General features: G+C 72.6%; 13 protein-coding genes. 9 read left to right on the top strand and 4 right to left on the bottom strand.

The features are described 5' to 3' along the window. Window positions 1–32 precede the first annotated feature (32 nt). Together IE99_RS0105940 and IE99_RS0105935 are read left to right on the top strand one after the other, a co-directional pair. Complete coding sequence (locus IE99_RS0105940; protein WP_157610069.1) at window positions 33–908, top strand: hypothetical protein; 876 nt, start codon at window positions 33–35, stop codon at window positions 906–908. Between the two features lie 5 nt (window positions 909–913). Continuing rightward, window positions 914–1,201, top strand: a complete 288-nt coding sequence (locus tag IE99_RS0105935; RefSeq protein WP_051712087.1) for a hypothetical protein — start codon at window positions 914–916, stop codon at window positions 1,199–1,201. A 63-nt stretch (window positions 1,202–1,264) separates the two neighbouring features. On the opposite strand, the gene IE99_RS0105930 is transcribed toward IE99_RS0105935, so the two are convergent. Then, window positions 1,265–1,498, bottom strand: coding sequence for a DUF397 domain-containing protein (locus IE99_RS0105930; RefSeq protein ID WP_030164770.1), 234 nt, complete (start codon window positions 1,496–1,498; stop codon window positions 1,265–1,267). Window positions 1,499–1,651: 153 nt separating this feature from the next. Continuing rightward, window positions 1,652–2,278, bottom strand: a complete 627-nt coding sequence (locus IE99_RS0105925; RefSeq protein ID WP_030164767.1) for a TetR family transcriptional regulator — start codon at window positions 2,276–2,278, stop codon at window positions 1,652–1,654. Window positions 2,279–2,505: 227 nt separating this feature from the next. Here IE99_RS0105925 and IE99_RS0105920 point away from each other — a divergent pair, with 227 nt between their 5' ends. From IE99_RS0105920 to IE99_RS0105910, 3 genes are read left to right on the top strand one after another with little or no spacing between them, the layout of a single operon-like run. Then, complete coding sequence (locus IE99_RS0105920) at window positions 2,506–4,128, top strand: AMP-binding protein (RefSeq protein ID WP_030164765.1); 1,623 nt, start codon at window positions 2,506–2,508, stop codon at window positions 4,126–4,128. After that, window positions 4,129–5,220 (top strand): acyl-CoA dehydrogenase family protein, encoded by a 1,092-nt coding sequence (locus tag IE99_RS0105915; protein WP_030164763.1) that lies wholly within the window; start codon window positions 4,129–4,131, stop codon window positions 5,218–5,220. Beyond that, complete coding sequence (locus tag IE99_RS0105910) at window positions 5,221–6,390, top strand: acyl-CoA dehydrogenase family protein (protein ID WP_030164760.1); 1,170 nt, start codon at window positions 5,221–5,223, stop codon at window positions 6,388–6,390. Window positions 6,391–6,444: 54 nt separating this feature from the next. Here IE99_RS0105910 and IE99_RS0105905 read toward each other — a convergent pair whose 3' ends face one another. Continuing rightward, window positions 6,445–7,119, bottom strand: coding sequence for a TetR family transcriptional regulator (locus IE99_RS0105905; RefSeq protein WP_030164758.1), 675 nt, complete (start codon window positions 7,117–7,119; stop codon window positions 6,445–6,447). A gap of 120 nt (window positions 7,120–7,239) precedes the next feature. On the opposite strand from IE99_RS0105905, the gene IE99_RS0105900 reads away from it, so the two are divergent. Beyond that, window positions 7,240–8,835, top strand: coding sequence for an MFS transporter (locus IE99_RS0105900; protein ID WP_051712083.1), 1,596 nt, complete (start codon window positions 7,240–7,242; stop codon window positions 8,833–8,835). Window positions 8,836–8,853: 18 nt separating this feature from the next. Here the strand turns inward: IE99_RS0105900 and IE99_RS0105895 are convergent, their stop codons facing one another. Then, window positions 8,854–10,032 (bottom strand): RNA polymerase sigma factor, encoded by a 1,179-nt coding sequence (locus tag IE99_RS0105895; protein WP_030164752.1) that lies wholly within the window; start codon window positions 10,030–10,032, stop codon window positions 8,854–8,856. 274 nt (window positions 10,033–10,306) lie between these two features. Here IE99_RS0105895 and egtA point away from each other — a divergent pair, with 274 nt between their 5' ends. The 3 genes from egtA to egtC are packed head-to-tail and all read left to right on the top strand — an operon-like array spanning window position 10,307 to window position 13,571. Continuing rightward, on the top strand, window positions 10,307–11,518 hold the full coding sequence (egtA, locus tag IE99_RS0105890; RefSeq protein WP_030164750.1) for an ergothioneine biosynthesis glutamate--cysteine ligase EgtA: 1,212 nt from the start codon (window positions 10,307–10,309) through the stop codon (window positions 11,516–11,518). Further along, window positions 11,506–12,837 carry an ergothioneine biosynthesis protein EgtB gene (gene egtB, locus IE99_RS0105885; protein WP_030164746.1) on the top strand — a complete coding sequence of 444 codons (1,332 nt, stop codon included), beginning with the start codon at window positions 11,506–11,508 and terminating at the stop codon, window positions 12,835–12,837. The genes egtA and egtB overlap by 13 nt, the downstream gene beginning before the upstream one ends. Beyond that, window positions 12,837–13,571: an ergothioneine biosynthesis protein EgtC gene (gene egtC, locus IE99_RS0105880; protein ID WP_030164743.1), complete on the top strand. Its 735-nt coding sequence runs from the start codon at window positions 12,837–12,839 to the stop codon at window positions 13,569–13,571. The genes egtB and egtC overlap by 1 nt, the downstream gene beginning before the upstream one ends. The last annotated feature ends 8 nt before the right edge of the window (window positions 13,572–13,579 follow it).

The raw sequence follows: 13,579 nt of genomic DNA, 5'->3' as shown, positions 1-13,579 counted from the left end.
GGAAAGGGTGATCGCGGAGTAAATTTCCGTGCGTGGTCACCAAGAAACACGAAACGCCAGGTCAAATCATTCGGGATAAGCCGGACGTAGTGGCGCAGATGCTCCGTACCGCCTTCGGTATCGAGATCCCCGAGAACGTCCAGACCAAATGCGCCTCGGAGGACTTCACCCAGCTGGTGCCGACCGCGTACCGGGCGGACAGCGTCGTGGAGTTCTACGAACTCAACGCGTCCGGGGTGTCCAGGGGAGTCGTCGTGGAGACCCAGCTCGCGATCGACGACGAGAAGCCCTACAGCTGGCCCCTCTACGTCGCGGCCCTCCGCGCGAAGATCCGGGCGCCGAGCTGCCTGCTCGTCTTCTGCCCGAAGCGTCGTGTGGCGGACTGGGCGCGCCGGAGCATCGAGACGGGTCACCCCAGGTTCGATCTCACACCGCTGGTGATCGGCCCCGGCACCGGCCCACTCGTCACCACGACGGCCGAGGCCGCCCGGTACCCGGAGATGACCATCCTGGCCACGCTCGCGAATGTCACCGACCCCACCGAGGAGGTCATGGAGATCGCCCACGCCGCCCTGGCCACGCTCGACAACCAGGGCCATGAGAACGCCCACTACTACACTGATGTTCTACTCGATGCCCTGCCGCCGGCGGCAGAGAAGATTCTGGAGGGTCTCGTGCAGTCCGGAACGTCTGAATACCAGTTCAAGAGCGACTTCGCCCTCCGCAACCAGGCTCGCGGCGAGGTCCGGGGAGAGGCGAAGGCGGTGTTGAAGCTGCTCGCAGGGCGCGGACTGTGCGTGTCGACCGAGGTACGGGAGCGGGTCCTCTCCTGTGAGGACACGGCGGTCCTGGACGAGTGGCTGCTGCGCGCGGCCAGCGTCACGTCCGCTCAGGACATCTTCGACTGATCGCGGTGGGTTTCCACGACTACCAGTTCAGAAGCGATTTGGCGCTGCGACACCAGGCCATCGGTGAGGCCCGTGGCGAGGCCCGCGGTGAGGCCCGCGGTGAGGCCCGTGGTGAGGCCCGCGGTGAGGCGCGTGGCACGGCGCGGGCGGTACTGAAGCTGTGCGCCGCGCGAGGGGTGCTCGTGTCCGATGAGGTGCGGGAGCGTGTCCTCGCGTGTGAGGACATGTCCGTACTGGACGAATGGTTGACACGTGCCGCCCGGAGCGCCTCTGCGCAGGAGATCTTCGGGTAGGCGGGTAGGCGGGTAGCCGGAAAGGCGCCCCCGGGCATGGGCCGGGGGCGCCTTCGCTCGCGGTCAGGCTTCGGAGGGTTCCTCTTCGAGGAGGTCGTCGAACTCGCCGTCCTTGACGCCCAGGATGAAGGCGTCCCACTCGGCCTCGGTGAAGTAGAGGATGGGGCCGTCGGGGTTCTTCGCGTCCCGCATCACGACGGCCCTCTCACCGAAGTCCTTGTGCTGGACGGGCACGTCCTTGCCATCGATGAACTCGATGATGACCCCGTCGCTGAGGATCGGTTGCTGCTCGGTCACTGCCACACCTTCTTCGTCCCGGGCTTGGTCGCGTCCCAGCGTAGTGCGGAGTGACGCCCCGCACACGGCATAGTCGAGCGCGGACGCGGGGCGGGATTCGGCGAAGCGGGAGTGGCCCCTGGGCGGCGATGCTCAGGGAGGGGCGGGCCCGCCTCAGCCGTCGGAGAGGAGGCGGGAGGCGGAGACCTCGAGCCGGACCTGCGTCTCGTCGAGGGTGCTGTGGCCGCGCAGGATCTCGATCATCTCCATGGCCCAGATGCTGGTCAGGGCCTTCGTGACGACGCGGCGCTCGTCGCCGGCGGGGATGGGCTCCTCGGGGCCGTAGGCGGCGCGGAGCAGCAGGTTCGTCGTCCGGTCGCCGAACTCGATCTTGATGTCGGAGAGCAGCAGGGAGCGGATCAGGGCGTCGGCCAGCTCGGGTTCGCGGATCAGGCCGCGCGTCGCGCGCATGAGGACGTCCACGACCCGCTGCGGACGGGTCGCCGCGCGCGGCGGGCGCCGCTCGATACTGGCTTCGAGCAGGTCGAGCTCCTCGGCGACGACCGCGACGACGAGGTCCATCTTGGAGGGGAAGTAGCGGTAGAGGGTGCCGAGGGCGACGCCGGCGCGTTCGGCGACCGTGCGCATCTGCATGGCCTCGATGCCGCCGCGGGACGCGAGCGCCGCCGCGGCCTGGACGATCCGGCGGCGTCGCTGGTGCTGGCTGCGCGAGCGGACGCTCGGACCCGCCGCCGGCCGACCGGGGGGGTCGTCCTCGGTCACTGTCGGCTCTGCGGTCACGATCGTCCCTTCTGCGCTGCCGGGTTCCCCGGTCCCAGGGTACAGGTCCGGGTGAGAACGTGTTATCTGCCCGGCCGCCGTCGGCCGTATGTCGGAGGGATCCGCGAGGGTCAGTGAGCCCTAACTTGCGGGGAGAATTCGGGTTCGCCCGGTCCCGGTCCGACCTCTGGACAGTTACTAGAATCTGTTCTACTTTTGCGTCCGGTGAGGGCGGAGGTGGGACGCGCATGACGGTGGCGGCGCTACTGCGGGCGAGGGCCGGCGACGACCGTCCCGGACTGCGGTCCGCGGAGGACGGCCGGTCCTGGACGTGGCGGGAGACGGTCGCCGAGTGCGCCGCGCGGGCCGCCTGGATGGCCGGCCGGGCGCGCGCCGACCGTCCGGTGCACGTGGGCGTGCTGCTCGACAACCTGCCGGAGATGATATTCCTCCTGGGCGGCGCCGCGCTCTCGGGCGCGACCGTGGTGGCGCTCAACACGTCCCGCGCCGCCGCCGAGCTCGCGGGCGACGCGGAGCGCGCCGACTGCGACCTGGTGCTGACGCAGGCCGCGCACGCCGAGCTGGCGGCGGGGATCGGCCTGCCGGTCCTGGACGTCCAGGACGACGCGTACACGTCGCGGCTGCCGGCCGATGCGCCGCTGCCCGATGACCCGGGGATCGACGACGGCACGCTGCTCATGCTCATCTTCACGTCCGGGACGTCGGGGCGGCCGCGCGCGGTCCGCATCACCCATCGGAAGGTCGTGATCCCCGGGGAGCACCTCGCGCAGCGCATGCTCTCGGCGGAGGACGTCGTCTACTGCCCCATGCCCCTGTTCCACTCCGGCGCGGTCATGGCCGCCTTCGCGCCGGCCCTGGTGTCGGGTGCGGAACTCGTCCTGCGCGGACGCTTCTCCGCGTCGAGCGTCCTGCCGGACGTCCGGACGTACGGCTGCACCTACCTGCACTATGTCGGCAAGGCGCTCTCGTACGTACTCGCCACGTCCGAGGCGGAGGACGATGGCGACAATCCGCTGAGGTTCGCGTTCGGCAACGAGGCGGCCCCCGCCGAGCAGAAGGCGTTCGGCGACCGTTTCGGGTGCTTCGTCATCGACGGCTACGGCTCGACCGAGACGGCCATCTCCCTGGCGCCCGACCCCTTCGGCCCGCACGGCGCGCTGGGGAAGCTGACCGACGGGGTGGCGATCCTCGATCCCGCCACGGGCGAGCCCTGCCCTCCCGCGGTGTTCGATGAGGCCGGACGCCTCGTCAACGGCGAGGAGGCCATCGGCGAACTCGTCGCGACCGGAGACCTCGGCCTCTTCGACGGCTACTACAACGAGGACGCCCCCGACCGGCTCCACGACGGCAGGTTCTGGAGCGGCGACCACGCCTACGCCGACGCGGACGGCTACGCGTTCTTCGCCGGACGCACCGCCGACCGCCTTCGCGTCGACGGTGAGAACTTCGGCGCCGCCCAGGTCGAGCGCGTCCTCGCGGACCTGCCGGGCGTCCGGCAGCTCGCCGTGTACGGGGTGCCGGACGCCGCGTCCGGCGACCAGGTGATGCTCGCCCTCGCCGCCGACGCCTTCGACCCCGAGGCGTTCGCCGCCTACCTGCGCGGACGTGCCGACCTCGGCCCGAAGTGGCCGCCCCGCTACGTGCGCCTGATGCGGGACCTGCCCGCCACCGCGTCCAACAAGATCCTCAAGCGCCGTCTGGTGGCGGAGGGCTGGACGACCGGCGACCCGGTCTGGTGGCGCCCCGGCAGGGACCTCGTCTACCGCCCGATGACCGCGGACGACCGGGCCCGGCTGCGCGCCGAGTTCGAGCGGCGCGACCGCCTGCATCTCCTGGAAGGGAGCGGATGAGTGGATTTCGACCTCGACGAGACCCAGCGTGAACTGAGAGGGCTCGCGGCGGATCTGCTCGCGCGCGAAGCCGCGCAGGAGCGCCTCGAAGCGTTCGAGAGGACGGGCGCGGCCTACGACGCCGGCACGTGGAGGGCGCTGGCGCAAGCGGGACTGCTGAGCGCCGTCCTGCCCGAGGACCTCGGCGGCGCGGGCCTCGGCCCGGTCGAGCTGGCGGTGATCCTCCGCGAGGTCGCCGCGCACGCCGCGCCCGTTCCGGCCTACGCGTCGCTCGCGCTGGCCGCCGTCCCGGTCGCGGCCCACGGCACCGACGCGCAGCGCGCCCTCCTCACCCCTCTTGCCGAGGGCGGGACGGTCCTGACCGGCGCGTACCGCGAGCCGGGTCCGTCCGGCGCCGTCGCGACGACGGCCCGCAGCGACGGCGGCGGGTACGTCCTGAACGGCGTGAAGACGTTCGTCCCGTACGCGGCGGAGGCGTCCGTGATCCTGGTCCCGGCCCGGCTGGACGGCGCCGTCGCGGTCTTCCTGGTGCGGCCCGACCAGGCGGGCATCACTCCGCAGCCCGCGGCGACCACGGAACCGCTGTCCCGCGTAGAGCTCGACGACGTCCGCGTGGGTCCCGACGCCCTCCTGGGCGAGGGGGCATGGCGCACCTTCCGCCGCTCGGCCGTCGCGGGCGCGGTCGCCCTGGCCTCGGGCGCCATCGAGGGCGCCCTCAAGCTCACGACCGAATACGTGAAGACCCGCGAGCAGTTCGACCGCGCCTTGGCCCAGTTCCAGGCGGTCACCATGCAGATAGGCGACGTCTACATCGCCAAACGCGCCCTGGACGTCGCGATGTGGGCGGCCGTCTGGCGCATGGCTCAAGAAGCCGACGACACCGACGAGATCTTGGCGATCGCGTCGTACAACGCGTCCGACCCGGTGATGAAGGCCGTCTACACCTGCCAGCACCTCCACGGCGGCATCGGCCTGGACGTCACGTACCCCCTGCACCGCTACTTCGCCCTGGCCAAGCACTGCGGCCACCTTCTGGGCGGTGCGGAGGACCAGCTCGACACGCTCGGCGCGCTCGTCGCCCAGGAGGCCTGAATGTTCATCGACCTGACCGACGAGCAGAAGAAGCTGCGCGCCGAACTCCGCTCCTACTTCCGCGACTGCCTCACCCCGGACGAGTTCGCGACGATCCGCAACGACCCGTTCGGCGACGCCTACCGGGAGCACTGCAAGCGCCTCGGCCGCGACGGCATGCTCGGCGTCGCGCTCCCCAGGGAGTACGGCGGACGCGGGTACGGCCCCGTCGAGCAGACGATCTTCGCCAACGAGATCGCCCGCGCCGAGGTCCCGTACCCCCTGATCACGCTCAACTCGGTCGCCCCGACGATCCTCGAGTTCGGCACGGACGAGCAGAAGGCGTTCTACCTGCCGAGGATCCTCGCGGGGGAGTGCCACTTCGCGATCGGCTACAGCGAACCCGGCGCCGGCACCGACCTCGCCGCGCTCCGCACGACCGCCGTCAGGGACGGCGACCACTACGTCGTCAACGGTCAGAAGATCTTCACGTCCGGCGCCCACACCGCCGACTACGTGTGGCTCGCGGCCCGGACCGACCCGTCCGCGAAGAAGCACAAGGGCATCTCGATGCTCATCGTGGACTGCGCGGACCCCGGCTACTCCTGGACGCCCATCATCACGATGGACGGCCGGCACCACACGAATTCGACGTACTTCCAGGACGTCCGCGTGCCCGCCGACCAGCTCATCGGCGAGGAGAACAAGGGCTGGGACCTCATCGTCAACCAGCTCAACCACGAACGCGTCACCCTCGGCCCCGCGGGGAACCTCGGCCACCTCTACGACAAGTTCGAGCAGTGGGCCCGCACCACGCACCGCGACGGCCGTCCCCTGCTGGACGAGCCGGCCGTCCGCCGCGCCGTGGCCCAGGTGTACGCCTACCTGCGCGTCAACGAACTCCTCAACTGGCAGGTCGCCGCCAACCAGGACCTCGGGTGGCTGGGCGCCGCCGACGCGTCGGCCACCAAGATCTACGGCTCGGAGCGCATGCAGGAGGTGGGCCGCATCATCGGTGACGTCCTGGCCCGCTACGGCGACCCGGGCGACCCGCGGACGGCGAAGATGATGACCGGTACCGACCGCCTGGCGAAGGGCGCCCTGGTCCTGACGTTCGGCGGCGGCGTCAACGAGATCCAGCGCGAGCTCATCGCCATGATCGGCCTGGGGCTTCCCCGCGCCCCCCGCTGACCTACTCGGGGTGCGACGAAGCCTTGGCCACGGCCCTCCACCCGTGGAGGGCCGTCATCGGCCGTTCTGCGGGGCGGGGAGGTTGAGCCCCTCTTCGAGGACGGCGAAGGCGGCGTCCGCGGCCTCGGAGAGCGTCGTGTAGGGGAAGTTCGGATCGGCCAGGGCCTCGGAGGCCGCGCGGAAGGCGGCCATCACCGTGGCGGCCACGACGTGGGGGCGCAGGTCGGTGGCGGGGTCGAGGCCCATCCGCGCGCCGATGACCTGGGTCATCTCGCGGTGCTTGCGCTGGGCGTGCTCCAGGCTGCCCGCCATGAGGGCGCCGCTGTCGGAGGTCATGGAGAGCATGCACTCGAAGCGCTGCGGGTCGAAGCCGAGCTCGCCGTTCTCGCAGGCGCGCGTGATGCCGACCACGGTGCGCCGGATCGCGGTCATGATCGGTTCGTCGGGCGGGCGGGCGGCCAGCGCCGCCATCAGCGCCCGGGACTGCTCCTCCTGGAAGGTGAGCGCGACGTCCTCTTTCGAGGCGAAGTAGCGGAAGAACGTGCGGGACGAGATGTCGACGGCGTCGGCGATCTCCTCGACGGTGGTGGCGTCGAAGCCCTTCTCCGCGAAGAGGCGGAACGCCGCGTCGATGAGTGATTCGCGGGTCTGCAGCTTCTTGCGTTCGCGCCGGCCCGGGGGCGGGGAGCCGGGCTCCGCGGGGTGGGCCTCGGGAGCGGTCGCGGTCATGCGCGCATTGTAACGGGACGCCGACGCGACACCAAGTACTTCTTGTCGTTCCATGTATTTTGTCGCATCACGTCGATCGACGGTTGACGACATATGTCATCACATGACAGTTTGTGGCGCATGCAGACCGACACACGTGGAGCCCCTCGGGCTCAGACACTCGACCGGGTCGCCCCGGGCCGCGCCGGGCACGGGCACCCCTGGCTCACGCTCCTCGCCGTCGCGCTCGGCGTGATGATGGTGGGCCTGGACGCGACCGTCGTGACCATCGCCAACCCCGCCATCGCCAAGGACCTCGGCGCCGACCTCGCGGGTCTCCAGTGGGTGACGAACGCCTACCTGCTCGCCCTCGCGGTCACCCTGATCCCGGCCGGGAAGATCGCCGACCGCTTCGGGCGGAAACGAACGTTCCTGGCGGGCGTCATCGGGTTCGCGGTCGCGTCCGTGCTGATCGGCGCGTCCGGGAGCCTCGGCATGGTGATCTTCTGGCGGGTCGTGCAGGGGTTCGCCGGGGCGCTGCTGCAGCCCGCGAGCCTCGCGCTCCTGCGCAACACGTTCCCGCCGGAGCGGCTCAACGCCGCGATCGGCATCTGGGGCTCGACCGTCGGCATCTCCATCGCGGGCGGGCCGATCGTCGCCGGCCTGCTCGTCGAGAACGTCAGCTGGGAGTCGGTCTTCTTCCTCAACGCGCCGCTCGGCCTGATCGCGCTCGCCGTCGGGTCCTGGGTGATCCGGGAGTCGCGGGACGGAAGCGCGGGCGGCGCGTTCGACCTGTCCGGCGTCGCCCTGCTGAGCGGTTCGCTGTTCGCGCTGGTCTGGGGTCTCATCAAGGCGGGCGAGGACGGGTTCGGCGCGACCGTGCCGCTGGTGTCGTTCGCCGCCGCCGCGGTGCTCGGCGCCGTGTTCGTGTGGAACGAGCTGCGTGTGCCGCATCCGCTGCTGCCTCTCGGCCTGTTCCGCTCGACGGCCCTGTCGGCGGCCACCGGGCTGATCGTCCTCGGGTTCTTCGGCATGTTCGGGACGCTGTTCTTCATCACCCTCTACCTGCAGCAGGTGCACGGCATGAGCCCGGTGGACGCGGGCGTCCGGATGCTGCCGATGACCGGTGTCTTCATCGTCGCCTCGCCCATCGCGGGCGCGCTGACCAGCCGGTTCGGTCCGCGTCTGCCGCTCGCCCTCGGCATGGCGTTCACGGCGAGCGCGATGTTCGGGCTGTCGCGGATCGGAGTGGACGCCGCCTACGTCCAGCTCTGGCCGTGGTTCGTGCTGATCGGGCTCGCGTTCGGATTCGTGATCGTCGCCGGGACGGAGGCCATCGTGGGGAACGCCCCGGCGGAGCTGGCCGGCGTCGCGGGCGGGCTGCAGCAGACCGCGTCCCAGATCGGCGGGATCCTCGGCACGTCGGTGCTCGGCGTCCTGCTGTCGACCAGGGTCGGCGACGTCCTGTTCGGGCGGCTCACGGACGCGGGCGTCCCGGGGAGCGCGGCGCAGCGGCTGTCCGGGGAGGGCGGGCTCGTGTCGCAGGGCGTCGCGCCCGTCCCGCCCGGCTCGCCGGAACCCGTGGCGGAGGCCATCACGACGGGCAGCCACCTGGCCTTCATGGACGGCTTCCAGACCTCGCTGACCGTGGCGGGCGCCGTCGCGCTGGCCGCGATCCTGGCGGCGCTGCTCGTCCGCAGGGGAACGAGCCCCGTCGACGGCGCCGCCGCGGCGTGAGGGCGGTACGCCTCCGCGTCAGCCCGGGGCGGGCTCCGGTGACGGGCCGGCCGTCGGCGCCGGGCTCGGCGGCTCGGACGGCGTCTCCGCCGGAGGCGTCGTCGCGGGCGGCGGGGTGGAGTCGTCCGGCACCGGGGCCGGCGGGGTCTCCGGCGGTGCCGTGGGCGTCGGCGGACGCACCGGCCGCTTGATCGGCTTCGGCTTCGCGGGCTTCGACGGCTCGGCCGGGGACGCCTCGGGGGTGCCGGGCGGGGGCGCGGCCGGACGGGCACCGGGCGCCGGGAGGCTCGCGTTCGACGGGGGACCGGCAGGCTCCGGCTCGCCGTCGTGCGCGCTGGTCACCCGGTTCTCGGACGGGCCGCGGCCCGCGCCGGGCGTCGCGTCCGGCGCGGGGGTGTGCCCGGCCGGCTCCGCGGACGGCAGGTCCGGGGTGCCGCTGCCCGACGTCGGGACGAGCGACGCCGCCGGGCCGCCCTTCGCCATCGGCCACGAGATGAGCAGGCCGACGACGGCGGCCGCGGACGCGGCGAGCCCGGCGACGGCGGAGAGCCCGCGCGACAGCCCGCGGGGCTTCGCCCGCCGCTCCCGCGTCCCGCCGTCGCCGATGACGATGAGCGGGGCCGGCGCGGCGACGCTCGGCAGGAGCCGGGCGGCCTCCCGCTCGCACGCCGCGATGATCTCGTCGCGCAGCGGCGGGGGCGGGGCGGACGGCGCGCGGCGGGCCAGCAGCTGCGGCAGGCGGCCCTTCTCGAACGCGGTGATGAGGTCGTGCTCCGGGGTGTCGGTCCCGCGCATGAGGATGTCGAGGACGGCGCGCTCCAGCCGGGTGCGGGCCGCCGCCAGCAGCTGCGCGACGGTGTCGGGCGCGATGCCGAGGACGCGGGCGATGTCGTGCGTCTCGAGCCATTCGCCCGCCCACAGCAGCAGGACCTCGCGCTGGTCGGGCCGGAGCGTCCCGGCCGCGCGCAGCAGCGCGTCGTCCTCACCGAACGGCCCGCCGTCGCCGTGGGAGGCGCAGGCGGCGCGGGCCAGGGAGTGCAGCCAGAGGACGCGGTCGCCGCGCGGGGGCTGGTGCACGGCCGCCGCGAACGTGTCGGCGAGCGCCGCGGCCGCCGCCCGGTCGCCGACGAGCGACCAGCAGTGGGCGTAGAGCCGGGCGGCGTGCGCGTCGTACAGGGAGCCCGAGTCCCCGCGCATGTGACCTCCGGGTGGGTGCTGCCGGCGCCGGTGCTATGTCGGTCCTGGTCCGTCCTGGTCCTACCGCCGGGTAGCGGGACTCTAGCGGCTCGGGTGGACGGCTGAGAAGCAGGCGGCCGGGCGTGGCGCCGAATAGTGCCTCATGTCACCGCATGACTACTCTGAGTGATGTTCACCGAGATTTAAGCAACTTCATTCCCCGATGCCGGATTTCTGATCCGGTTCAGCTGGGAAGGCTTCGAACTCGCTGTCGAAATCCGGAGGGGGTCGGCCCATGACGCGCCTGACCGTGGACGACGTCTATCAGCACATCCGCGGGGTCTGCTTCAAGACCGGCCCGCCCGGGACCGTCGGCGCGGAGACCGAGTGGCTGGTCGTCGACGCCGCCGATCCCGAGGCACACGTCCCGGCCGCGCGCGTCCGGGAGCTCGTGGCGGACGCCGGGCCGCCGTCCGGCGGAAGCGGCGTCACCTACGAGCCGGGCGGGCAGCTGGAGCTCAGCTCCGCGCCCTTCCCCGGCCTCGCCGCGCTGTACGCGGCGCTCGACGGCGACATCGCCCATGTCCGGGACGCGCTCGCCCCCGCCGGGCTCGCGCTCGTGGGGCACGGCGTCGACCCGGTGCGGCGGCCCCGGTTCCAGGCCGAGCATCCCCGCTACCAGTGCATGCGCGACTACTTCCAGGCGGGCGGCTTCCCCGACGCCGGGCTCGCGATGATGTGCTCCACCGCGTCCGTCCAGGTGTGCGTGGACATCGGCGCCGACACCGCCGACGCGGCCCGCCGCTGGCGCCTCGCGCACGCTCTCGGGCCCGTCCTCATCGCCGCGTTCGCCAACTCCCCGTTCCGGGCGGGCCGGCGCACCGGGTTCCGGTCGTCCCGGCAGGGCATCTGGACGGAGCTCGACCCGTGCCGCACCCTGCCCGTCCTGCGTGACGGCGCGGCCGGGGACCCGGCCGAGGCATGGGCGCGGTACGCCCTCGACGCGCGCGTCATGCTGATGCGGACGCCCGCCGGCGGCTGGGCGGCCGACCCCGGCATGTCGTTTCGCGAATGGCTCGACAAGGGCGAGCCGGACGCCGATGACCTGCGCTACCACCTGTCGACGCTGTTCCCGCCGGTCCGGCCGCGCGGCTGGCTGGAACTCCGGATGATCGACGCACTGCCCGGCCGGTACTGGCCGGTTCCGGTCGCGGTCGCCGCGGCGCTGATGGACGACCCCGCCGCGTCGGCTGCGGCCGAGGAGGCGACGGAACCGGTCGCGGACCGGTGGGCGGAGGCCGCCCGCGCCGGCCTGTCCGATCCCGCCCTGGCCCGCGCCGCCCGCGCCTGCTTCCACGCCGCGCTCGACGCCCTGCCGAGGCTCGGCGCCGACGCCCTCGTCCCGGTCGTGGACGAGTACACCCGCCGCTACCCCGACGCCGGCCGCTGCCCCGCCGACGACCGGCCCGCCCGCCATGTCCAGGAGGAGACCTCATGGGTCCGCTGAGCCACCCGGAACCGGATGCGCTCAAGGAGCTGATCGCGTCCGAGCTGGGCGCGTCCCGCGACCGCAGCCTCGGCCTCACCACCGGCGTCCTCGACGTCCCCGACCTCACCGCGCAGGTGTCGCCGCTGATGTCGCCGCTCGTCTGGGACCTCGCGCACGTGGGGAACTACGAGGAGCTGTGGCTGCTGCGCGCCGTCACCGGCGCGGACGCGATACGCCCGGAGATCGACGGGCTGTACGACGCGTTCGAGCACCCGCGCGCCGAGCGGCCGTCGCTGCCGCTGCTGCCGCCCGACGAGGCCCGCGCCTACCTCGCCGCCGTGCGGGAGCGGGTGCTGGACGCGCTGCCGTCCGTGCGCTTCGACACCGGGAACCCGCTCACCGGCGGCGGGTTCGTGTACGGGATGGTCGTGCAGCACGAGCACATGCACGACGAGACGATGCTCGCCACGCACCAGCTCCGCCGCGGTGCGCCCGCCCTGCTCGATCCGCCGCCGCCGTCCGCGGTTCCGGACCGGACGGACGCCGCCGAGGTGCTCATCGAGGCGGGGCCGTTCGAGATGGGCACCTCGGACGACCCGTGGGCCTACGACAACGAGCGTCCAGGCCACATCGTCGACGTCCCCGCCTACTTCATCGACACGGAACCGGTGTCGAACGCCGCCTACCACGCGTTCATGGAAGCGGGCGGGTACGACGACCCCCGCTGGTGGACGCCCGCCGGCTGGGAGTGGCGGAACTTCAGCGGCAAACGCGCCCCCGCCTTCTGGCACCGCGATAGCGGGGCGTGGCTGCGGCGGCGCTTCGGGCGGACCGAGCCCGTCCCGATGTCCGAACCCGTCCAGCACGTGTGCTGGTACGAGGCCGACGCCTACGCGCGCTGGGCGGGCCGGCGGCTGCCGACCGAGGCCGAATGGGAGAAGGCCGCCCGCTGGGACCCGGACGCGCAGCGCTCCCGGCGCTTCCCCTGGGGCGACACGTACGAGGAGGGACGCGCCAACCTCGGGCAGCGCGCCCTGCGTCCCTCACCGGAGGGCGCGTTCGCGGACGGCGCGTCCCCTCACGGCGTCCGGCGCCTCATCGGCGACGTATGGGAATGGACGTCGTCCGACTTCCACGCCTACCCCGGATTCCGGTCCTTCCCGTACAAGGAGTACTCGGAGGTGTTCTTCGGCCCGGAGTACAAGGTGCTGCGCGGCGGCTCCTGGGCGACGCACCCCCTCGCCGTCCGCGGCACCTTCCGCAACTGGGACTACCCGGTCAGGCGCCAGATCTTCGCCGGCTTCCGCTGCGCGCGCTCAGCCGGGGAGGGCGCCTGATGTGCCGGCACCTCGGCTATCTCGGGGCGCCCGTCACGCTGCGCTCCCTCATCTACGACGGTGAGCACTCGCTGGAGCGGCAGACCTACGCGCCCCGCATGACGCGGGGGAACCTCCTCAACGCCGACGGGTTCGGCGCCGGCTGGTACCAGGACGGCCGCCCCGTCCGGTTCCGGCGGGCGCAGCCGCTCTGGACCGACCAGTCGTTCCGCGAGGTCGCGGGAGCGATCCGGGCGTCCTGCGCGATCGCGGCGATCCGCTCGGCGACCGCGGGGTTCCCCGTGGACGAGTCGTGCGCGCAGCCGTTCCGCTCCGGGCCCTGGCTGTTCAGCCACAACGGCGTCGTCCAGGACTTCCCGGCGGTCGAGACGAAGCTGCGGGACCTCGCCGGGGACGTCGCCGACGTCCCCGACGCCCGCGCCCCTCTCGACTCCGCACCGCTGTTCGCCCACGCCGTCCGCCTGTGGCGGGCGGGGACGCCCCTCGGCGACGGCCTCGCCGAGGTCGTCGACGCGGTCGCCGCGATCGCGCCGGGCCGCTACAACCTGCTCGCCTCGGACGGGACGGCCCTCGCCGCCACGACCTGGGGCGACTCCCTGTTCGTCCACGAGACGGGGGAGGAGGTCCGGATCGCGTCGGAACCACTGGACGACGGCCCCGGCTGGCGTCCGGTGCCCGACCGCTCGCTCGTCACGGCCGGGCCGGCGACCGGCGTCCGGATCGACCCCCTTTAGGAGAGAAA

Source organism: Spirillospora albida, from assembly GCF_000718255.1.
GTDB lineage: Bacteria > Actinomycetota > Actinomycetes > Streptosporangiales > Streptosporangiaceae > Spirillospora > Spirillospora albida.
The sequence above is the reverse complement of the archived record's forward strand: the minus strand, read 5'-3'. Positions and strand labels throughout refer to the sequence as shown.